The sequence below is a fragment of the Neobacillus sp. NRS-1170 genome (assembly GCF_050468025.1).
The window spans coordinates 25,275-47,445 of the sequence record NZ_JBITPF010000037.1 but is presented as its reverse complement, the minus strand read 5'-3'; the positions used below and the strand labels follow the sequence as shown (position 1 = coordinate 47,445).

Annotated in this window: 20 protein-coding genes; 18 read left to right on the top strand and 2 right to left on the bottom strand. The window is 40.8% G+C overall.

Annotated elements, in window-relative coordinates:
- The first annotated feature begins 19 nt into the window (after nt 1-19).
- The 4 genes from ACIFOT_RS16705 to ACIFOT_RS16690 all read left to right on the top strand — a co-directional run bounded on the left by ACIFOT_RS16705 (nt 20) and on the right by ACIFOT_RS16690 (nt 2,691).
- Complete coding sequence (locus ACIFOT_RS16705; RefSeq protein ID WP_430066463.1) at nt 20-886, top strand: ABC transporter substrate-binding protein; 867 nt, start codon at nt 20-22, stop codon at nt 884-886.
- A gap of 63 nt (nt 887-949) precedes the next feature.
- A complete protein-coding gene (locus ACIFOT_RS16700; RefSeq protein WP_430066462.1) occupies nt 950-1,657 on the top strand; it encodes an amino acid ABC transporter permease in 708 nt (235 codons plus the stop codon).
- 4 nt (nt 1,658-1,661) lie between these two features.
- A complete protein-coding gene (locus ACIFOT_RS16695) occupies nt 1,662-2,402 on the top strand; it encodes an amino acid ABC transporter ATP-binding protein (protein ID WP_430066495.1) in 741 nt (246 codons plus the stop codon).
- A 22-nt stretch (nt 2,403-2,424) separates the two neighbouring features.
- Nucleotides 2,425-2,691, top strand: a complete 267-nt coding sequence (locus ACIFOT_RS16690; protein ID WP_430066461.1) for an aldehyde dehydrogenase family protein — start codon at nt 2,425-2,427, stop codon at nt 2,689-2,691.
- Nucleotides 2,692-2,842: 151 nt separating this feature from the next.
- Here ACIFOT_RS16690 and ACIFOT_RS16685 read toward each other — a convergent pair whose 3' ends face one another.
- Nucleotides 2,843-3,535 (bottom strand): aspartate/glutamate racemase family protein, encoded by a 693-nt coding sequence (locus ACIFOT_RS16685; RefSeq protein ID WP_430066460.1) that lies wholly within the window; start codon nt 3,533-3,535, stop codon nt 2,843-2,845.
- A 626-nt stretch (nt 3,536-4,161) separates the two neighbouring features.
- On the opposite strand from ACIFOT_RS16685, the gene ACIFOT_RS16680 reads away from it, so the two are divergent.
- From ACIFOT_RS16680 to ACIFOT_RS16650, 7 genes are all read left to right on the top strand, one after another.
- Entirely contained in the window at nt 4,162-5,130 is a 969-nt protein-coding gene (locus tag ACIFOT_RS16680; protein ID WP_430066459.1) for a LacI family DNA-binding transcriptional regulator, read from the top strand.
- Nucleotides 5,131-5,346: 216 nt separating this feature from the next.
- Complete coding sequence (locus ACIFOT_RS16675; RefSeq protein WP_430066458.1) at nt 5,347-6,321, top strand: ABC transporter permease; 975 nt, start codon at nt 5,347-5,349, stop codon at nt 6,319-6,321.
- A gap of 13 nt (nt 6,322-6,334) precedes the next feature.
- On the top strand, nt 6,335-7,234 hold the full coding sequence (locus tag ACIFOT_RS16670) for a carbohydrate ABC transporter permease (protein ID WP_430066457.1): 900 nt from the start codon (nt 6,335-6,337) through the stop codon (nt 7,232-7,234).
- A 110-nt stretch (nt 7,235-7,344) separates the two neighbouring features.
- Complete coding sequence (locus tag ACIFOT_RS16665) at nt 7,345-8,952, top strand: ABC transporter substrate-binding protein (RefSeq protein WP_430066456.1); 1,608 nt, start codon at nt 7,345-7,347, stop codon at nt 8,950-8,952.
- A 93-nt stretch (nt 8,953-9,045) separates the two neighbouring features.
- Nucleotides 9,046-10,026, top strand: coding sequence for a carbohydrate kinase family protein (locus ACIFOT_RS16660; RefSeq protein ID WP_430066455.1), 981 nt, complete (start codon nt 9,046-9,048; stop codon nt 10,024-10,026).
- Between the two features lie 2 nt (nt 10,027-10,028).
- Entirely contained in the window at nt 10,029-11,507 is a 1,479-nt protein-coding gene (locus ACIFOT_RS16655) for a glycoside hydrolase family 32 protein (protein ID WP_430066454.1), read from the top strand.
- Nucleotides 11,508-11,524: 17 nt separating this feature from the next.
- Complete coding sequence (locus ACIFOT_RS16650; protein ID WP_430066453.1) at nt 11,525-12,094, top strand: YesL family protein; 570 nt, start codon at nt 11,525-11,527, stop codon at nt 12,092-12,094.
- A gap of 371 nt (nt 12,095-12,465) precedes the next feature.
- On the opposite strand, the gene ACIFOT_RS16645 is transcribed toward ACIFOT_RS16650, so the two are convergent.
- On the bottom strand, nt 12,466-13,248 hold the full coding sequence (locus ACIFOT_RS16645; RefSeq protein ID WP_430066452.1) for a class I SAM-dependent methyltransferase: 783 nt from the start codon (nt 13,246-13,248) through the stop codon (nt 12,466-12,468).
- 316 nt (nt 13,249-13,564) lie between these two features.
- Between ACIFOT_RS16645 and ACIFOT_RS16640 the strand changes: the two genes are divergently transcribed.
- The 7 genes from ACIFOT_RS16640 to ACIFOT_RS16610 all read left to right on the top strand — a co-directional run bounded on the left by ACIFOT_RS16640 (nt 13,565) and on the right by ACIFOT_RS16610 (nt 22,165).
- On the top strand, nt 13,565-14,686 hold the full coding sequence (locus ACIFOT_RS16640) for a hypothetical protein (RefSeq protein WP_430066451.1): 1,122 nt from the start codon (nt 13,565-13,567) through the stop codon (nt 14,684-14,686).
- 526 nt (nt 14,687-15,212) lie between these two features.
- Entirely contained in the window at nt 15,213-17,282 is a 2,070-nt protein-coding gene (locus ACIFOT_RS16635; RefSeq protein WP_430066450.1) for a sigma 54-interacting transcriptional regulator, read from the top strand.
- Nucleotides 17,283-17,286: 4 nt separating this feature from the next.
- A complete protein-coding gene (locus tag ACIFOT_RS16630) occupies nt 17,287-18,135 on the top strand; it encodes a 3-hydroxyacyl-CoA dehydrogenase family protein (RefSeq protein ID WP_430066449.1) in 849 nt (282 codons plus the stop codon).
- A gap of 11 nt (nt 18,136-18,146) precedes the next feature.
- On the top strand, nt 18,147-18,923 hold the full coding sequence (locus ACIFOT_RS16625) for an enoyl-CoA hydratase/isomerase family protein (RefSeq protein ID WP_430066448.1): 777 nt from the start codon (nt 18,147-18,149) through the stop codon (nt 18,921-18,923).
- Between the two features lie 19 nt (nt 18,924-18,942).
- A complete protein-coding gene (locus ACIFOT_RS16620; RefSeq protein ID WP_430066447.1) occupies nt 18,943-20,091 on the top strand; it encodes an acyl-CoA dehydrogenase family protein in 1,149 nt (382 codons plus the stop codon).
- Between the two features lie 69 nt (nt 20,092-20,160).
- Complete coding sequence (locus ACIFOT_RS16615) at nt 20,161-21,372, top strand: CaiB/BaiF CoA transferase family protein (protein WP_430066446.1); 1,212 nt, start codon at nt 20,161-20,163, stop codon at nt 21,370-21,372.
- A gap of 19 nt (nt 21,373-21,391) precedes the next feature.
- The gene (locus ACIFOT_RS16610) at nt 21,392-22,165 is read left to right on the top strand and encodes an electron transfer flavoprotein subunit beta/FixA family protein (RefSeq protein WP_430066445.1); all 774 of its coding nucleotides are present in this window, start codon (nt 21,392-21,394) and stop codon (nt 22,163-22,165) included.
- Nucleotides 22,166-22,171: the final 6 nt, after the last annotated feature.

The following is a 22,171-nucleotide window of genomic DNA, read 5'->3' as shown; positions in this document are numbered from 1 at the left end:
TAAATTTTATGGGGGAACTATGATGAAAAAATTCACGAAAATGTTTTTGCTCACTCTCCTTTCTCTTATTCTATTAGCCGGCTGCGGCGGTGAAAAGACGACAAACGGAAATGCCAGTGATTCAAAAGGTGACAGCAAATCTGCCACAAGTACATTAGAAAAAGCAAAAGAAAAGGGTGTGCTAGTTGTCGCATCATCGAACGATGTTCCATTTGCTTATATCAATAAGGATACAAAGAAATTTGAAGGTATTGATGCTGAAATTATGACAGAAATCGCGAAACGCTTGGGCATTGCGAAAGTAGAGATGAAAGAAGTTAAGTTTGAAAACCTGCTGCTCGAGCTTAACAACAAAGGGGTTGATATCGTTGCAGACGCGATGTACGTCAAGCCTGAACGTCAAAAAATCGCCAATTTTACGAACATCTGGTACACAGAAGGGGAAGCGCTGGTCGTCTTAAAGGATTCTCCTATCAAAGGGTTGGATGATCTAAAAGATAAGGTTGTTGGGGGACAAAAAGGAACGGCATTCCTTGAGTTTGCTCAAAAGCTTCAAAAAGAAGGAAAAGTCAAAGAAGTGAAGGTGTTTAATTCACAATCGGAATTGCTTCTTGCTGTCAATACGAAAAAGGTGGATGCGATTATCACAGATAGTGCAGTGGCAGGCTACAGTATCACTAATGATAAAACGTTGAATTTAAAATTGGTTTCCCCTTATAAAGCCGAAGCAGCTGGAAACATTGGAGCAGCTGTCCGCAAGTCTGATAAAGATCTGTTGGAAGCCGTGAATAAAGAATTAGATAAGCTTAAGGAAGAAGGGTTTGTCCTTAAAGTTTTGAAAAAGTATGGATTAAACGAAGATAACTTCGTGCCTGCTGGAAAGTAAGCAGTTTTTCATGGAGAGCTCTTTCCTAAGGCTCTCCTATCTTTTTTAAAAAGGGGGATACATATGGACATCTTAAAAAGTTTAGATTTTGAGACAGCCTTTAAAGATTTGTATCCAGAATTGATACGTGCGATGGGGACTGTTCTTGGAGCTACTATATGCGGTTTTATCCTGGCGTTGGTACTAGGCACGCTGATTGCTTTAGGGCGATTATCGAAGCTTAAATGGCTGAATCGATTATTGGTAATCTTTCTTGAAGTTATTCGAGGAACTCCTCTGCTGGTTCAGGTCGTGTATATGTACTATGTCGTTCCATTGCTTATCTCTTTGGTGGTTCAATTTTGGAATCCTGGATATCAACTGAATTTTAATGCGTTCATTGCCGGAACCCTTGCCTTGGGTGTGAATTATGGGGCATATTTATCGGAAGTCATCCGCTCGGCTATTACCGCCATTGACCGCGGACAAACAGAAGCGGCTTTGGCCCTCGGCTATACGAACAAGCAGGCAATGTGGTCCATCATTATTCCACAGGCCAGCCGAATTGCGTTACCGACCTTCGGCAACTACATCATCATGATGGTGAAGGATACCTCACTTCTTGCCTTTATTACGGTGAGTGAACTATTGCTAAGAACGCAAACTTATGCCTCTCAAACATTCTTAACCATTGAATCCTACACACTTTTAGCAATAGCCTATTTAATTTTAAGCCTGCCAATGGCTCAAATAGTAAGATTGATGGAGAGGAGATTACGTCGTCATGTCTAATGCAATCATTGAAGTGAACCAGCTGCGAAAATCTTTTGGCTCCAATGAAATTTTAAAAGGAATTGATGTGGAAATCAGACAGGGGGAAAAGCTTGTTATCATCGGTCCATCGGGATCAGGAAAATCCACCTTTCTTCGCTGTCTTAATTTTTTGGAAATCCCAACAAGCGGGACTGTAAAGGTGCATGGTGATTATTTTATCAAACCTGGCGGAAAATTTGATGAGAAACATGTTGCCTCCCTTCGAACTGAAGTCGGGATGGTGTTTCAACGATTTAACTTATTCCCAACCATGACAGCACTCGAAAATGTGATGGCGGCTCAAATCAAAATACGAAAAAAGTCTAAAGAAGCGGCACGAGAAACAGCTGAAAAATATCTGCGCAAAGTAGGATTAGCAGATCGGATGAATCATTATCCGAGTCAATTATCAGGCGGGCAGCAGCAGCGTGTTGCGATTGCAAGAGCACTTGCAATGGAACCGAAAGCTATGCTGTTTGACGAGGCAACCTCTGCACTCGATCCTGAGCTTATTGGCGAGGTTTTAAATGTTATTCGTGAATTAGCTAACGAAGGAATGACGATGGTACTGGTCACACATGAAATGAAATTTGCCGAAGAGGTTGGTGATCGGGTTATTTTTATGGACGGGGGAGTCATCGTGGAGGAAGGGCCTCCAAAAGAGTTTTTCCATAATCCGAAACATAACCGAACCCGGGAATTTCTTCAAAAAGTGGAGCATTAGGGAGTGGATAACTTAGTGAACATTGGAACGCTCATTAACGGTAAAGAATACAAGGGAAACGGTCGTGCTGGGTACGAGGTTCGGCGTATTTACCTCTGATATCAATCGGGCTTTTCGATTCTTTGAAGCTCTAGAAACCGGTGGGGTATGGATCAATGAAATCTCGACGGTCAGGCAGGACAATTATCCGTATGGCGGGGTAAAGATGAGCGGCATTGGCCGGGAAGGAGTTGCATCTGCGATTGCGGAAATGACTGATGTGAAATTTATGAGGATTAAGTTGATTTGAGGCCATGGGTGGGCCATGGGGACGGTTCTTGTGGCATTTCTTTCGATAATTTCCGCTTTATAAAGTTAATGATTCATAAATAAACAGCAAGGATGTCCTTTAACAAGTGTCTGATACTTGTTAAGGCACATCCTTTTTTATATGGAGGAATTCATAGTTCCAGTGCTTTATTCACCGCGGCAATTGCATGAATCGATGCTGTATCAAATAACGGAACCTTGGTATCCTCTTGTTTTATCAATAAACCAATTTCTGTACACCCTAGGATCATTCCAGACGCGCCGTTTTCCGTTAAAGAGTTTATTACTTTTTTATAATCCGTTCTGGATGAATCTAGAACTTTCCCTAAACATAACTCATTAAAGATAATGTTATTTACCATTTCCCGTTCGTGATAGTTAGGGACAATCACATTTATCCCATTTGCTTCTAACCGTGATTTGTAAAAGTCTTGTTCCATTGTATACTTTGTTCCGAGCAGGCCAACCGTACTAATACCACTCTTTTTAATTTGAACGGCTGTTGCATCGGCAATATGTAGAATAGGGATGGTGATCTTTTCTTGGATGGCATCGACTACTTTGTGCATCGTATTCGTGCAAATAACGATAAAGTCAGCACCCGCTTTTTCTAAAGATACTGCAGCTGCGGCTAAGATATCTCCAGCTCTTTGCCAGTTACCCCCAGACTGACAGCGTTCAATTTCGGCAAAATCTACGCTATACATCAGACACTTTGCAGAATGCAGCCCTCCTAATCTGCTTTTCACCTCCTCGTTGATAATCCGATAATATTCAACCGAGGATTCCCAGCTCATACCTCCAATAAGACCAATCAATTTCATACCTTCACCCCATTATCTTTATTAACTAATCTAATCATAAATCGTACTGTGCATCATTTAAAGGGATAGGCATCGCTTTAATTCGACATTCTTTTTTGGGGTTTAGTGCAATAAATCCAGAATTGTGGAGCACCGAAGAGTTTTTAATAAAACGTTTAAGTAGAGTTAGAAAATAGGAAAGGAGGGAGAAACTTGAATGCTGAAAAGAATAGAATCATTTTCTGGGGAATATTGTTCTTTTTTCTGATGATAGTATCGACAATCATTTTTGTACCAGCGCAGATAATATCCCTCTATAGCAAGGTTTACACTCTATCTAATCAAACGATTGGTTAATATAGAACAAATGGAAATTCGTCGAAGGAGCTCGTTTTATGGGAGTGCCTCTTATTCGTTTAGCGTCTATTTAGTGATCCAGTGTTTTGTGCAGCTGTTTTTTTATTTGGTTGTCCGTTTGGCCGGGGGGACGGTTGTGGCTGACACTAACCTCATAAAAACCATGAGAACCGTCCCTGTGGCAACTTTTTAATATTTTCTGAAAAAAGTTGTTGAAACGTTTCCAAAGCAGTGATAAGATTAGTTCATAAAATCATTGAAACGTTTCCAAGGAATCGGAGGTAGTTGTGGTGCCAAGTATTAAAGATGTTGCCAATTTAGCAGGTGTGGGAGTTGGCACTGTCTCAAGAGTCATTAACAACCATGCAAATGTTACACCCGAATCGATCAAGAAAGTGAATGATGCGATCAAACAATTAAACTACATACCTAACGAAGTGGCAAGAAATTTTAAAATGCAAAAATCGAAAATGGTCGCCCTTTTGCTTCCTAGTATATGGCATCCGTTCTTCTCAGAAATGGCCTATTACATCGAAGATCAACTCGACCAGGAAGGGTATAAACTCATGCTCTGCAATAGCGGGGGAAGACCAGATAAAGAAGTCTATTATCTTGACATGCTCTATCAGAACAAAGTGGCCGGTATTATCGGAATCACGTACAATGACATCGAAGAAAATGTGAATACCGACATCCCCATCATTAGTATTGATCGCCATTTTGGATCAAAAATTACCTGTGTGACCTCCGATAACTACGAAGGCGGACGGATTGCTGCAAGACAACTTGCAAAAGCAGGTGTAAAAAAAGCCGCTTATCTTGGAATAACGAGTTTTGCTTATAGCGAAGTCATCCTGAGAAAAAAGGGATTTGTAGACGAAGCCAAACTTCATGGAATCGAGTATGTCACATTTGAAGAAAACGGCGATGTTTACGACGATGATGTTTTTTTTGAACAGTTCTTTCAAAAACATGGCGACGCAGACGGCATATTTGCCAATACGGATATTCTAGCTGCTAAATACATTAAAAAAGCAAAAGAACGCGGTCTTAATACTCCAAAAGATGTAAAAGTCATTGGCTATGACGGAATTCAAGACAATGATTTGTTTCATCCGATTCTTTCTACCATTCGGCAGCCAGTTGAAGAAATGGCCAGAATGTCGGTCAACCTTCTATTACGAAAAATTGAAGGAGAAGAACTAGAGCAAGAGATTTATCGAATTCCCGTTAAATATAGAGAGGGCGAAACCATTTAGTTATTTTTTTAGCTATCGTTGGAAACGTTTCAACGCATAGAGTGAGGTTGAATCTAATCCAAAACAACTAAGAAAATTTTTTAGCTATAATTGGAAACGTTTCATTCAATAGAATTGAGACTATTTCCAAGTTGTTAGGGCTCTAAGTAAAAGATGCTTATTTTAATTTTGAACATACTAGAAGAGTTGAAATGATATTAAAAAGGTGAGGGAGACATGATGAAATTAACCTTAAAAGCTTCCACTAATTCTTTAAAAGCATCTACCGTCGAAATGAAGGGTGTAAACAAGAAAAGCAGAGTCAAAAGGATTTTTGAAAGCTATGAGCTTTATCTCTTTTTATTGCCTGCTATCATCTACTTTATTGTTTTTCAATACGTACCCATGTACGGTGTATTAATTGCCTTTAAAGATTTTACCCCATCACTTGGAATTTTAGGCAGCCCGTGGGTAGGGTTCGAAAACTTCACACGTTTTTTTGATTCCTATCAATTTTGGGATTTAATCAAGAATTCACTAGGTTTGAGTATTTTTCAACTGATCATAGGATTTCCAATGCCAATCATTATTGCGCTTCTGCTAAATCAGATGATACATGAGAAATATAAGCGATTTGTACAAACGGTTATTTATGCTCCACATTTTATTTCCATAGTGGTTCTCGCTGGAATGGTCTTTGTCTTTTTCTCAGACAAAGGACTAATTAACAGTGTTGTTACACTTTTTGGCGGAAAAGCCATCACCTTTATGTCTGAACCGAGTTGGTTTAAACCTCTCTATATCGGTTCAGGCGTTTGGCAGGAGACAGGTTGGGCTTGTATCGTCTATCTTGCGGCGCTTGCGGGGGTCAGCCCGGAAATTCATGAAGCTGCAACAATGGACGGCGCCAATAAATGGCAGAGAATTTTACATGTAGATATTCCGGCGATAATGCCAACAGCGATTATCCTGCTCATTTTGTCAGTTGGGAATTTAATGAATCTTGGTTTTGAAAAGGCTTACCTTATGCAGACGCCTCTTAATCAACCGGCTGCCGAGATTATCCCGACTTATGTCTATAAAGTCGGATTGCAGCAGGCCGAATACAGCTTTGGAGCCGCTGTCGGTTTATTTAACAGTGTGGTCAACTTGATTTTGCTCTTTATAGTCAACAAAACAGCCAAGAAATTTTCTGGCTCAGGGTTATGGTGAGGAGGCATTAAAATTGGTACAAACAGCGAAAACCATCAAATCAAAAGAAGATAAAATATTCGATGTGGTCAATACCATTTTTTTAACGCTGATTTGCTTGGCGGTCTTATATCCATTATATTTCGTCGTCATTGCTTCTATCAGCAACCCGGATATGGTTTATAACGGAGAAGTTTGGTTTTTTCCAAAAGATATCACCTTTGAAGGCTACAAACGGATTTTTAGTGACCCGAAAATATGGATCGGATATAAAAACACAGTCGTTTACACTTTTATCGGAACTGTTGTACAGGTTTCACTGACACTAATGGCAGCCTATGCGCTCTCACGCAAAGACTTTTACGGAAGAACCTTTTTTATGATGATGATTCTCTTCACGATGTTTTTTAATGGAGGATTAATCCCTACTTATTTAGTGGTGAAACAATTAGGGATGCTTAATACGATCTGGGCAATGATTCTTCCCAAAGCGGTGGCTGTCTGGAATCTTATCGTGGCAAGAAGTTTCTTTGAAGAGAATATTCCTAATGAACTTCTTGAGGCAGGAAAAATTGATGGCTGCTCGAACACCAAATTTTTCTTGAAAGTGGTTCTGCCGCTTTCCAAACCAATCATTGCAGTCATGGTCTTGTTTTACGCGGTTGGACAATGGAACTCGTACTTCGATGCTCTCATTTATTTAAATGATGAGAGTCTCTATCCTTTGCAATTGATTTTGAGAAATATCCTGACACAAAATCAGTTGAGTGTCAAAATGCTTAGCGATCTCGACAATCTTGCAGCACAGCAGCAAGTGGGAGAGATTATTAAATATGGAATTATTATTGTAGGGGCCCTTCCATTGTTAATTGTTTATCCTTTTGTTCAGAAGTATTTTGTAAAAGGCGTTTTAATTGGCGGAGTAAAAGGATGATTATTAAATCGACGCATGTAAGGAGGTGGTATCGAGCTGCTAAAGCCTCAACCACTTATTAAAAAATAAAATGCTTTAAAAATAAAATGATCATAAGAGGAGAAATAGACATGAAAAAGTCATGGTTAACGAATTCACTTGTTTTATCCATTGGTTTATCTACCATTCTCGCAGGTTGTTCAAATAGTTCAAGCGGCAGTGCAAGCGAAAAGAAAGTTAAGGCTAAGATGAATGAAACTGGTTTGCCGATTGTAGACAAAACAGTTACCTTGAATTTTGTATCACCAAAATCTCCTTTAGCTCCAAATTTTAAAGACATGACTCTGTTTAAAGAATTGCAGAAAAAGACCAATGTTCAAATTACGTGGAATAACATTCCGACTGATGGTTATCAAGAAAAGAAAAACCTTTTGCTGTCAAGCGAGGATCTACCAGATGCGTTTTATAATTCCGGATTTACGGATTTGGATATCGTAAAATATGCAAAAGATGGCACCATCATTCCTCTCGATAAATTAATAGATAAATATATGCCTAATTTAAAGAAAAGACTGGAAGAAAGACCGGCTCTAAAGAGTATCATTACCGCTCCCGACGGGCACATCTATTCACTTCCAAGAGCAGAAGAAATGGACCTTATCGGACTTCCAAATACCATGTACATAAACAAAGCATGGCTTGATAAGTTAGGTTTAAAAATGCCAACTACCCTTGAAGAATACCACGACGTCCTAAAAGCGTTCCAAGATAAAGACGCAAACGGAAACGGCAAAAAAGATGAAGTCGGATTAACCTACCTATTTAATGGCTGGTGTGGAAACTTCGGTGATATGATTGCTGCCTTTGGTGTTCCTGATAATAACGACCACCGTATTGTCCGCGATGGTAAAGTAATCTTCAGTGCCGCTCAGCCGGAATATAAAGAGGCCATTGCTTATTACCATAAGTGGGTGAAAGAAGGAATCATTGATCCTGAAGCAACGACTCAAGACCAAGCGAAGTTATTCTCCAAAGGTAAAACAACTGACGAAACCCTCGGTTCGTTCATTTGGTGGGAAGACACTGAGTTAGTTGGAACAGAACGTCAAGACGATTATGAGATTTTGCAGCCACTTAAAGGTCCAAAAGGAACTCCAATTGTTGGGCGTTCTAATTACTCTGAACACAGCCGGGATGCCTTCGTAATCACAAAGGCCAATCAGAATCCTGAGATTACAGCTAGATGGGCAGACCAATTGTACGATCCAAAAGAATCTGCACAGGTTGACTGGGGTCCAATCGGTGAAATTTATAAAGAAGATGCGAATGGAATGCTTGTGAATAAAGAATTGCCAGCTGGAGTTGCGATGGGTGAATTCCGTCAAAAAGTTGCGCCTGGCGGACCATTCGTTGTATTAAAAGAAGACTTCGGAAAAGTGGTCGACATGGAACCTCGTGCAAAGGAACGCTTGCAAATTCTAGACAAATATTATCGTCCGTTTGAAGAAAAAGAAAACTATCCTCAAGTCTTCTTTAACGAAGAAGATACCAAACGAATCAACCAGCTGCAGACAGATATTACTCAGTTCGTCAATCAGAAACAAGCTCACTGGCTGCAAGATGGCGGAATCGAAAAAGAATGGGATAGCTATGTAAAACAATTAGACCAAATGGGACTTAAAGAACTTATGAAACTATACCAAAAAGGTCTAGATAACTTTAACAAAAACAATAAATAATCCACCCCATTCTTTAAAGGGCAGAACATAAGGATGCAGCTTTTGTTCTGCCTTATCTTTTTATCATACCAAAATAAGAGTTAGGTGAAAAAAATGTACGATGTGACAGCACTCGGAGAGCTACTTATTGATTTTACTCCCTCCGGTTTCTCAGAAAATGGTAGGGTTTTATTTGAACAGAATCCTGGCGGGGCACCGGCCAATGTTTTAGCTGCCTTGTCCAAATTTCAAAAAAAGACTAGTTTTATTGGAAAAGTTGGAAAGGATCAATTTGGTATTTTCCTGCGAAATACATTGGAGCAAATAAATGTTGATACTTCTGGATTGGTTATCTCAGAAAATACAAATACTACTTTAGCTTTTGTTCACTTAGATCCAACGGGTGATCGCACATTTAGCTTTTATCGTGACCCTGGAGCAGACACTACATTAAAAATAGAAGATGTAAATTTCGATATGATTAAAGATTCAAGGATTTTCCACTTTGGTTCGGTATCCATGACGCATAATCCTGCTGCTGAAACCACTCTTGCAGCCGTTTCTTATGCAAAAGAAAATGGAGTCCTTATTTCATTTGATCCAAATTTGCGGGAGTCGCTATGGAATGATTTAAACCGTGCCAAGGAAATGATGTTTAAAGGACTTGAATTATCAGATGTCGTAAAAATTTCTGAGGAAGAATTAGTATTCCTTACTGGGGTTAGTGATCTAGAAATAGGATCCAGAATGATCTGTGATAACTTTCAGGTTCCTCTGCTGTTCATCACCTTAGGTGGGGAAGGCAGCTTTTTTAGACAAGGGGAAAGAACAGGTTTTGTATCGGGGTATGTAGTCAATGTACAAGATACGACGGGAGCTGGAGACGGATTCCTTGGAGGAGTCCTTTATAAGGTTCTTGAAAAAAACTGTAAGATTGATAACCTACCGATGGAAGAATTAACGGAAATGGCCTCTTTTGCTAACGCTGTAGGCGCTTTAGCCACAACTAAAAGAGGTGCGATTTTAAGTATGCCTACTTTCGATGAGACTACTACACTCATTGTTTCAAAGGCAACAATAAAGGAGAATTTGTAACTATGGTATTGGAGACATCTAAATTGCTAAGTTCAGATCCATATACAGAAAACTACCGACCACAGTTCCATTTTACACCCGAATCTAATTGGATGAATGACCCAAATGGGATGGTTTATTATGAAGGTGAATATCATTTGTTTTATCAATATCATCCTTACAGCACAGTATGGGGGCCGATGCATTGGGGACATGCGGTAAGCACGGATTTGATTCATTGGGAGCATCTGCCGATTGCTTTATACCCTGATGAAAATGGAGCCATCTTCTCTGGAAGTGCGGTTGTGGATTGGGATGATTCCAGCGGATTTTTTAACGGAGGAACAGGCCTAGTCGCCATTTTCACTTCAGCGGACGGTCCAAAACAAACGCAAAGCATTGCTTACAGTACGGACAAAGGTCGAACCTGGATAAAATACGAGGGGAACCCGGTTTTAAGTGATGAAAATTATCCGGATTTCCGTGATCCGAAAGTGTTTTGGCACGAGGATACGAAGAAATGGGTCATGATTTTGGCGGTAGGAAATCATGTAAGAATCTATCTTTCTGACGACCTAAAAACATGGAACTTTGCAAGTGAATTCGGAAGGGAAGCAGGATCCCATGATGGAGTTTGGGAATGTCCAGATTTGTTTGCATTGCCAATCGGTGAAACGGGTGCAAAGAAATGGGTCATGATTGTGAGCATCGGAAACGACGATGCTTATCTAGAAGGTTCACGAACCCAGTATTTTATCGGAGAATTCGACGGAAACACTTTTATCAATGATAACACAACCGAAACGGTTCTTTGGATAGACTACGGCCGCGACAATTATGCGGGAGTGACATGGTCCGATACACCAGATGAAAAACGGAAGTTTATCGGCTGGATGAGCAATTGGAAATATGCCAATATTACGCCGACGAAGGGATGGAGAAGTGCCATGACCTTGCCGAGAGAGTTGTCACTCATCAGTACACCTGAAGGAGTTCGCATAATACAGGCACCTGTTAAGGAAATAAATAGTCTTCGAAAAGAAAAAAGGGAATGGAAAGATCAGGTTATTGGGGCTGATTCCGAAAATCTACTCTCTGATTTTAGAGGGAAAGCCATCGAAATCATCGCAGAGTTTGAACTCCATTCGGCAGCTGAATTCGGATTTCTAGTAAGGACATCAAGTGAAGAAAAAACGATCATTGGGTATGATGCAACGAAACAGGAGATTTTTATCGACCGGCAACATTCAGGCGAATCATCGTTCCATCCGTCGTTCGCCTGCAGACATTCTGCTAGTGTAAAACCAGCAGGAAATCGAATACCACTTCGATTGTTCTTAGATTGGTCGTCGGTTGAAGTGTTTGCAAATCACGGTAAATCCGTCATGACAGACATAATTTTTCCGAGCAGCACAAGTGAGGGATTGGCATTGTTCACCACTGGTGGGGATGTTACACTAGTTTCATTAGAGATGTATCATTTAAAATCAATCTGGAAATAAACAGGAGGAAGTCATCCATGAATATCCTGAATAGTCGAATGCTGCGGAGCATTGAAAAAATGGTAGACCTATTTTTATTGAATTTGATTTGGCTCATTTTTTGTCTTCCTGTGGTTACGATTTTTCCAGCAACGACCGCGATGTATGGTGTGATTCGAAAATGGGTGATGGGCAAAGAAACAGACGGGGTTTTCCGAAGCTTCTTCAAGTTGTTCCGGGAATGCTTTTTTCAAAGCATGGGAATCTCAATCCTATGGTTTGTTTTAGCCTATTTGATTTTTCTCGACTATCAACTGGTGCATTCGAACTTGCTAATGGTAGGTATTCTTGGGCTGCTGACTCTATTATTCTTATCGATAACGGTTTATTTATTTCCGGTTATGGCTCACCTTGAGACTAGTTGGAAACATATTATTCGAAATTCGCTTATAATGGCCATTTCTTATCCTGTATCCACACTTCTGTTAATTGGGGTATTACTTATTTCTATGTATCTAATAAATTTAATTCCGGCATTAATTTTTATACTAGTAAGCATTTCTGTTTACATTTCATATACCATCTGCCATAAATTATTTGTTTATTAGGGACCATGGGGACAGTTCTCGCGGCTTTTTTGAGCCAAGAGAACCGTCCCCATGGTTTTTAATGCAGAAAAATCCGCTCGGTTGGTAGTTTAATTTCGACGACTGTATAACGGGAAATATGACTTTTAGCTAAAGGTGATTATTCTCTGGGGAAATACCATTCGTGTTTTCGACATGATTTTTTTGATAATGGGTAATAAAACATTGATATATCAAGGTTTTAAGGAGATTTAATCAAACGTTTGATTAGGGAAATTACATATCGAATTTCCTCGGAAATGCTCAGTTTAAGGGAATAGCGACAGGTGCTGGATAGCCTTTTTAAGGGCTATCCAGTTTTTATTTAAGTTACATTTCTGTGGTTTACGCGCTTATTTCTTTCCACTCAAAATCATTGCATTTCCTAATACTTTTTTGTTCAATAAGAGCTTGGGCAATTTCATTACATTAGCAAGGTTGTAGCTATTCAATTCAGATATGCCATGTTTCTTTAAATCATTTAACAGCTCTATTTGATCCCCAAATATTTTTTCATCCATAAACAAATCTAAGAAGACAAACTCACCACCAGGTTTTAACACTCTTAATGCCTCTTTCATTACTTCCGTTTTATTACTTCTATCTTTTACTTCATGAAATGTTAGACAGCTTACAATTATATCAAATTCATCATTATTAAAGGGGAGTTCTGCAGCACTTGCTTTCAGAAAATCAATCCTATCGGAGACCCCTTCTATTTCAGCATTCTGTTGGCATTGAGCTTTCGAATATTCCCAATTCCCGCCCCAATAATCAATTCCGGTTAAAAAGGACTTAGGAAAACTCTTTGCTAGTTTAATAATCAGTGAACCACTGCCTGTTCCTATATCTAGTATTTTTCCCTTTCCATCCCCATTCACTTTGGCAACAATTAAATCATGTATTTTTGACTGATAATTCCCCCCAAATGCGGCGAATTGGTAAACAGAATAAGAAAGTATAAATGCTATATAAATAAAAGGCAACGCTAAAATCCCTGACAGGAGTCGGAGATAGAAATGAACAGGTAATAATGTTACCAAGAGAAGCAGAAGTGAAATACCTAAAAAAATAAGTAGTTTGTAAATTCGAATCCAAGTCTGATATTTAGCTTTCGTTTTCAAGTTATCAGCCATCCTAAATTAATCTATTTATGTTTGTTATTATTATAGAGGAAATTAATAATCTTTGTTAGGCGATTACGGATAATATTTCACCAGCTCTTTCCTAGTCAACCTCAGACTGACAGCGCGTCCCCATGGCAACATGGCTATCATCCTATTTTTCGGAAGGGTTTTTCTAGGTAATTTGCTTTAATCTTCCTTCAAGCTTCCCCTTGACTGCATCGAAATTTGTTTGATAATATCCAATTTTGGTCTCTTATTACTTTTAATGGGAAATTATGTAGAAAGCTTTAATTATACACAAAAAAATGCTTACGGGAAGCTTGTATTGTATGCGCACGGATATCGTGGCACAGGCCAAGCGTTGACGGTTACTGAACCTTCCATCCGAAAAGAACTTCTTGAGCGCGGATATGCATGGGCCGCTTCCAGCTATAGTACAAATGGATATGATGTTGAATCGGGTGTAAAAGATACCCATGCTTTGAATGGATTGTTTAGGAATTTAGTAGGTAATCCTACTCGGACCTATATTATGGGCCACTCCATGGGTGGACACGTCACAGGGGTGTATGCAGAACAATATGGTGATGTGGATGGGGCACTGCCAATGTGTGGTGTAATGGGAGACTCGGAACTATTTGACTTTTTTACAGATTACAGCCTTGTAGCTCAATCGCTAATTGGAATTAGTAAGGAAAATCAACAGTTTCCTGCGGATGATCAATACTTTGCTAAAACAGTTCCCGAACTCCGACAAAAATTAGGAAATGGTTTAGTCTATAACTCTGCTACAAAATCATATGTTTTTCAGTCTTTGACTCCATTGGGAGAAAAACTGGAAAAGGTAACGGAGAATCTCTCAGGCGGAGATCGCCCATTATTCGAAATCTCATTCGAAACGATGTTTGACGATTTCCTCCTCCAGCGCATCCCAACAAACCCAGCATACGGGGAAGCGACGGGGAATGTAATCAACAATACTGACTCTGTATATCAGTTGGACAGTGATCCTGCACTGTCCGATGAGGAAAAATCACTGAACGAAAGTGTCCGACGCATCACCAATGATCCGAATGGCCGCCACAATAATGGTTTTGCTGCCATTCCAAAGGTAACGGGAGATTTGAAAGTTCCTACCGTTTCTCTTCATACACTCGGTGATCTTTATGTTCCGTTCTCAATGGAACAAATTTATGCAAAAAATGCTGCCGAGAAGGGAAAATCCGACTTACTCGTTAGCCGTGCAATTCGGGGTATCGGCCACTGTGAATTTACCAATAAAGAACAGATTGATGCTTTTGATGCTCTCGTAGATTGGGCGGAAAATGGCAACAAACCTAAAGGCGATAATGTCCTAAATCCTGCTGTCGTAGCTGATCCACGCTTCGGAACGCAATTTACTTCCGAGCTTCGTCCTTATGATCCGCTTTTCCATGTAGGAGAATAAAAAGAGGTCCACGGAGGTCCATGGGGACGGTTCTTATGGCTCTAATGCATCATCACCCATTAGAGCCGTCCATTTGGGATTAAGGTCTTTTACTCTAAAATGATCAAAGAGACAACTCATTTAATAACCTGAGTGTCTCTTTTTTTTGATCTATTTATCATTTTACTATTCTTCGCTTCTACTATTGTTGATATGTTTATAGTTAAAGCGAAGCGCCTCAAGAACCATGAGAACCATCCTCGCGGTCCCAGTAGAACCGTCCCCGGGGTGTTTTTGATGCAAAACCGCATCCAACTTTAATGGAAAATTCGCAAGTTTTCTAACTTTTACACTCTTAATATATTGAATTATCATCCTTTTCAGAAAAAATGATGCTATAATGCATCTAATGATGCTATAGTGCATCTGAAAAATAGCTTTATCCTGAGAATTCAATCGAAAATGCATCAAAAAAGCCGTTTTTGGAGTTGGCACGATAATTGCAATATATAAAAATGAACTTTGTTCACCCTGGGGAGTGTTGATCTTGTATACGAGAATTAAGAATTTGATGCAGAAACCCATCATATTTTCTGAAACTGATCAATTGGAGTATATTATCCGACAATTTGATCAGCAGCAACTGTCCGGCGCATTGATTTTTAATGAGAACGAACTAATGGGCACCATTTCGGAAAAAGAAATTATCCGAGGTGCCGCAGCTGGCAAAGAGCAGGCTTTTGAGGTCATGTGCCCTATAAGTTTCATATTTAATGAAGAAGATCTAGTCGATTTTAATTTAAAGTTAACCAACAATATTTTTCCAGTGGAAAATGAAAAAAATGAAATTACAGGAATTATCACATACACACAATACATTGAAGAGTGCCTAAAAAATTCTAAGTATACTTTAGATCAATTGGACGCCATTTTCAATTCTGCCCATAGCGGCATTCTTTCCATAGACAACAAAGGCTATATTACTTCTATTAATCCGGTTGCGGAAAAAATGGCAGGAACAACCAAGGAGAAAGCAATCGGAAGGTTTATATCTGACATTGTGGTTCCAACGGGATTATTAAATGTCATCCAAGAAGGAAAGCCAACAGCAGAAAAATATCAAGTCGGAAATCGAAAATATATTTCCAACCGAACCCCCATCAAAAGGGATGGAAAAGTGGTCGGGGCTGTGGGCGTCTTTCAGGATATATCAGAAATTGAATTTATTTCACAAGAATTAAATACTGTTAGAGACCTGCTGGATGAATTGGATATCGTACTGGAATCTTCCTATGATGCCATTATCATTGTCGATGAACAAGGAAAAATCATCAAATCTAATGAAGCGCTTAATCGCATTATCGGCATCGTGAAAATGCCCAATTATTATCAGGAGCTGGTCGGAGATTATCTTGAAAAATGCATTGTAACGGCCGTTTCGGAAGAAAGACAAAGAGTGACGCAGATGGAAACCAATAAGAAGAAAGGCAATCTTCTCGTCATAACGGGGTCACCTGTAAGGAAAAAAGGAATGGAATCAAAAATTGTGATCAATATCAGGGATGTATCTGAAATGGACGGACTGAGAAAAGAATTGAAAGATGCCAAACAGCATCTGAAAATGTTAATGGGAAAACAGGAAACCGAAACGAATTTCGTAGCCTTTTCTCCGATTATGCGAAAACTGAGCCATGACATTAAACAGATCGCGACCGTTGATTCTACGATCCTGTTATTGGGTGAATCCGGCGTGGGGAAGGAAGTTGTATCCCGCTTAATTCATCAAAGCAGTTCCAGAAAAGAGCAGCCCTTTGTCAAGGTCAATTGTGGGGCGATCCCGGAAACGCTTGTAGAATCAGAACTGTTTGGTTATGAATCAGGTGCATTTACAGGAGCAGACAGGAAAGGGAAGCTCGGCTTGTTCGAACAGGCACATCAAGGGACGATCTTTCTTGATGAAATTGGCGAGCTGCCCTTGTCTATTCAGGTAAAGCTCTTACGGGTGCTCCAGGAACGGGAATTTACAAGAGTCGGAGGAATAAAACAGAAAAAGATTGATGTCCGGATTATCGCGGCTACCAATCAAGATTTGCGAAATCTCGTGGAACAGAAACAATTCCGAAGCGATCTCTATTATCGATTGAACGTGGTTCCGATTCATATTCCCTCTCTTAAGGAAAGGATTGAAGATATTCCGTTTTTAATCGCCCATTTTCAAGAATTGTTCTCCCGAAAATATAAACGGGATAAACAATTCTCAGAGGAAGCCGTTCACCTCTTGACGCACTATCACTGGCCGGGGAATGTCCGGGAACTGTCGAACGTAGTAGAGCGATTAATGGTCACCACCAGCGGAGCCATCATTCATAAAGAGGGAGTTGCCCAGCTTTTATACAAAGAAAATCGTGGCAATGAAGGAACGATGATTTATGTGAACGGGATTATGCCTTTGTCTGACGCTGTTTTAGAAGTTGAAAAACAATTGATTACACAGGCTTTAAAAATATACAAGAATACAAGAAACTCAGCAAAAGCGCTTAGAGTCAATCAATCTACCATTGTTCGTAAAATGAAAAAATTCTCTGAGGATGAAAAATTAAATGAAAATAGGGTGTGAAAAAATGAAAAACATTAGTGTCATTGGGGCAGGAATCATGGGCAGGGGGATCGCCTATGTATCTGCACTTGGCGGTTTTCATGTTGTTCTTAATGATGTAAGTGAAGAAAATTTAATCACTTCTCAACAATACATTGAAAAAACGATGAGAAATAGTGCTGAAAAAGGATTCCTCCGAATGGAAGAAGCAGAACGGGCACTTGCTAACATTTCTTATTCGGCCGATCTCGAGGAAGCGGTTAAAGAAGCGGACTTAGTGATCGAAGCCGTGTTTGAGTTAATGAGTCTTAAAATTGATATCTTTAAAAAATTGGACAAAGCCTGTCCTGCTCACACGATTTTAGCGACAAATACATCGACAATGAGTCCAACCGAAATTGCCGCTCAAACGAGCCGGCCGGATCAATGCGTGGCGATGCACTTTTTTAATCCCGTGCACAAGATGAAGCTCATTGAGGTTGTCAGAGGACTTGACACCTCAAATGAAACCGTTGCCAAAGTGATGGAGGTCGGTGAAAAACTGGGGAAACAGTGTGTGGAAGTAAATGAATTCCCGGGATTTGTGACAAGCAGAATGAATTGTTTAATCGGGAATGAAGCGATGAATATGCTGATGGAAGGCGTTGCATCTGCTGAGGACATTGATAAAGCACTAAAACTTGGCTTGAATCATCCGATGGGCCCGCTGGAGCTGGCGGATTTGGTAGGCTTGGATTCCAGGCTTAGGAACATGGAATACCTTTACCAAACTTTGGGGGAAAAATATCGGCCGTCGCCTCTTCTCGTTAAATATGTGAAGGCAGGCAGATTTGGAAAAAAATCAGGCAAAGGGTTTTACGATTATACCAACTAGGGGGAAAGATCATGTGCTATCAGTATATCCTCACTGCTAAAGAGGATGATATCGGGATTTTGACCATTAATCAGCCGTCGAAACGAAATATGCTGAATCTTGATGCTCTAAAAGAGATGGAACATGCCCTGGAAGCATTTAAAGAGGATCGTGAAGTAAAAGTAGTCATCATTACAGGTGCTGGGGATAAATCCTTTGCATCCGGCGCTGACATTGGTGAGTTGAATAAACGGACAATGCTGGATGCGCTTCAGCCCAATATGACTGCAACCTATCAAAAAATCGAAAATTACGATAAGCCGATTATTGCAGCCATTAATGGGATTGCTGTTGGCGGAGGCCTGGAACTGGCACTGTCCTGTGATGTGAGAATCGCCGTTAAAGAAGCCATTCTAGGGCTTCCGGAATTGAATCTTGGAATCATTCCCGGTGCAGGCGGCACACAGCGTTTGACAAGAATTCTTGGCAAGGGAAAGGCAATGGAATTGATCTTGACCGGGGATCTGTTAACAGGTGAGGAGGCCGAGCGCTTTGGACTCGTTGCCAAAGCTGTGGAAAGGGAAGAATTGATGGCAATAGCCAAGTCCTTTGCTGCGAGAATCGCTTCAAAAAGTCCTTTAGCCTTAAAGATTGCCAAAATGGTGGTTAATAAAGGGGCAGATATCGAAATGGATACGGCCCTTATGATTGAAAAATTGGGCCAAGCTTTATTAATGGGCTCAGACGATAAAAATGAAGGTACACGAGCATTTCTTGAAAAACGAACAGCCATGTTCCAAGGAAAATAAACAGAAGAGGGGAACCATTATGGATTTTAAATTACCAGAAGATATCGAAGATTTAAAGAAAGCTGTCAATAAATTTATTCAGGAAGCAGTCGATCCTGTCGCGATGGAAATCGAAGAAAAAAATGAAATTCCCGGTTACATTATGGAAATGACAAAGGAAATGGGTTTGTTTGGTCTTAGTATTCCCGAGGAGTACGGCGGCTTAGGATTGAATATGGTTGGGAAATGTGCCGTTTATGAAGAAATCGGCAAAACGCATAATGGCTACACCACTCTGGTCGGCGCGCATACCGGCATTGGCAGCGTGGGGATTATGGAGTTAGGAAACGAGGCACAAAAAAAGAAATACTTGCCGAAAATGGCATCAGGGGAATGGATCGGAGCCTTTGCCTTAACCGAACCAAGCGCAGGTTCCAATGCGGCCAATCTAAAAACAACCGCGATAAGAAAAGGAGATAAATATATTATTAATGGCTCCAAGCATTATATTACCAATGCTGTCGATGCCCATGTCTTTACGGTTATGGCTGTTACGGATCCTGCAAAAGGCGCCAAAGGAATCACTTCCTTTATTGTCGAAAAGGATTATCCCGGTTTTAAGGTGGGGAAAGTCGAAGAAAAAATGGGACTGAGAGGATCCCACTCAGCGGAACTGTTCTTTGAGGATCTCGAGGTTCCTGTTGAAAACGTTCTCGGCGAGGAAGGCTTAGGGTATGTTAATGCCTTAAAAATTCTCGCAAATGGCCGAACCGGACTGGCTGCAAGGAATCTCGGATCCTGCGAAAAATTGCTGGAGTATTCAATTAAATATGCCCTTGAAAGAGAACAGTTTGGAAAACCGATTTATGAGCAGCAGGCTGTCCAGCATATGATCGCCGATATGGCCACTGAAATTGAAGTCCTTCGTGCGATGGTCTACCGTGTGGCCTGGATGACAGATCAGAATGAACGTGTTGTCAAAGATGCGGCGATGGCCAAGTATTTCGGTTCTGAAGTATACAACCGTGTAGCGGATTTGGCTGTCCAGGTTCACGGCGGCATCGGCTATATTAAAGAATACCCGATCGAACGATATTTCCGTGATGCCAGGATTACAAAAATCTATGAAGGTACAAGCCAGATACAAAAAAATATCATTGCTGCTGAATTAAAGCGCAAGTATTCATAAAGTTATAGATTCTAAGAAGCAGTAGATTAAAACTGAACAAGGGAAGAGCTCGAGAAAGGAGTTGCAAGTATGCAAGCATTGGATGGCATCAAAGTCCTTGATTTATCTAGAACGTTAGCTGGGCCATATTGCAGCATGCTGCTCGGAGATATGGGAGCAGATATCATTAAGGTGGAGCAGCCTGGCAAAGGAGATGAGTCGAGGCGCTTTACACCGCCTGCATGGAACGGAGAAAGCTGCTACTATCTTTCTTCTAATCGAAATAAGCGAAGCATTACGATCGATCTGAAATCGGCTGAAGGCCGGGAGATTATTTATGAACTGGCCAGAAATTCGGATGTTCTCCTTGAAAATTTCCGCACCGGAGCACTGGATAAGCTTGGGCTTGGATACGAACGGCTTAAGGAAATCAATCCAAAACTTATCTACTGTTCCATCTCAGGGTTTGGCCGAACGGGGCCGGAAAAGAATCGGGCCGGCTATGATTTACTTCTCCAGGGGTATGGAGGTTTGATGAGCATTACCGGTGAAGCGGACCGGACACCTGTGAAAGCGGGAATGTCAATTGTGGATCTGACGACAGGAATGTATGCCGTGTATGGTATTTTAACGGCGCTCATCGCCAGGAATAAGACGGAGAGAGGACAGTTCATTGATGTCAGTTTATTGGATGGTCAAGTCTCCTTACTGAACCATATGGCAACGGGATACTTTGCCACAGGCAATCCTGCCGGTCGGATGGGGTCGGCCCATCCAACTCTTGTACCTTATCAGTCGTTCTCGGCTAAGGATATGGACATTATTCTGGCTGTTGCCAATAACGGCCTATGGGAGAAATGCTGCCGGGCCATGGGGTGGGGCGATCTTTTGGAGGATTCCAGATTTGCCGCAAATGAAGACCGGGTTAGCCACCGTTCCATTCTGATTCCCATCATCAGCGAACGGCTTTCCCAGTTGAATAGCGAGGAAATATTTGCCGCGATGGATGCTGCTGGAGTGCCTTGCGGGCCGATCCACACGATTGATCAAGTAGTCAATCATCCTCAGGTGAAGGCGCGGGAGATGATCATCGAGGTGGAGCATCCCAACGTCCACAATTTAAAAATGCCGGGATTCCCAGTGAAATTGTCAGAAACACCGGCAAGTCTGAAAAAACATCCGCCGCTTCTAGGGGAACATACGGAGGAGGTTCTAGATCAGCTTGGCTTCTCTGCCGAACAGATTGAAGAATTAAAAAGGAAGCGCGTCATTGGTGATGAAAGCTTAATAAAAAATCCTTAAAAAACTAGGAGAGGTAACGATGAATATTTATGTCCTATTAAAAAGAACCTTTGATACCGAGGAAAAAATAAACATCCAAAAAGGAACGATTGATGAAAGCGGAGCTGAATTCATCATTAATCCTTATGATGAATACGCCATTGAAGAGGCGATTCTCTTAAGAGATCAACATGGAGGAAATGTTACGGTCGTCACGGTCGGCAATGAAGAAGCCGAGAAACAGCTGCGGACCGCTCTTGCCATGGGATGCGATCAAGCGGTTTTAATCAATACGGAAGATGACCTTGAGGAGAATGATCCATTTATAACCGCTAAGATTCTATCAACCTATTTTAAAGAAAATGAGTTTGATTTAATTTTAGGAGGCAATGTGTCCATTGATAAAAGCTCAGGTCAGGTAGGGCCGCGCCTGGCGGAATTGCTGGACATTCCATTTGTCACAACGATTACGAAAATAAACATTGAGGGAAAAACAGCCATTATTGAACGTGATGTCGAAGGCGACAGTGAAATTATTGAAACCACTCTGCCATTGCTTGTGACAGCGCAGCAAGGATTAAACGAACCGCGTTACCCATCCTTACCAGGCATTATGAAGGCTAAAAAAAAACCACTGGAAGAATTGGAGCTCGATGATCTTGGGCTGGACGAAGAGGATATTGTCGCTAAAACCAAGACCATTGAGGTATATCTTCCTCCTAAAAAGGAAGCGGGACGAATTTTAGCAGGAGAGCTTCAAAATCAAGTCCAAGAACTGATCAAGCTTCTTCATACGGAAGCGAAAGTCATCTAATAGGAG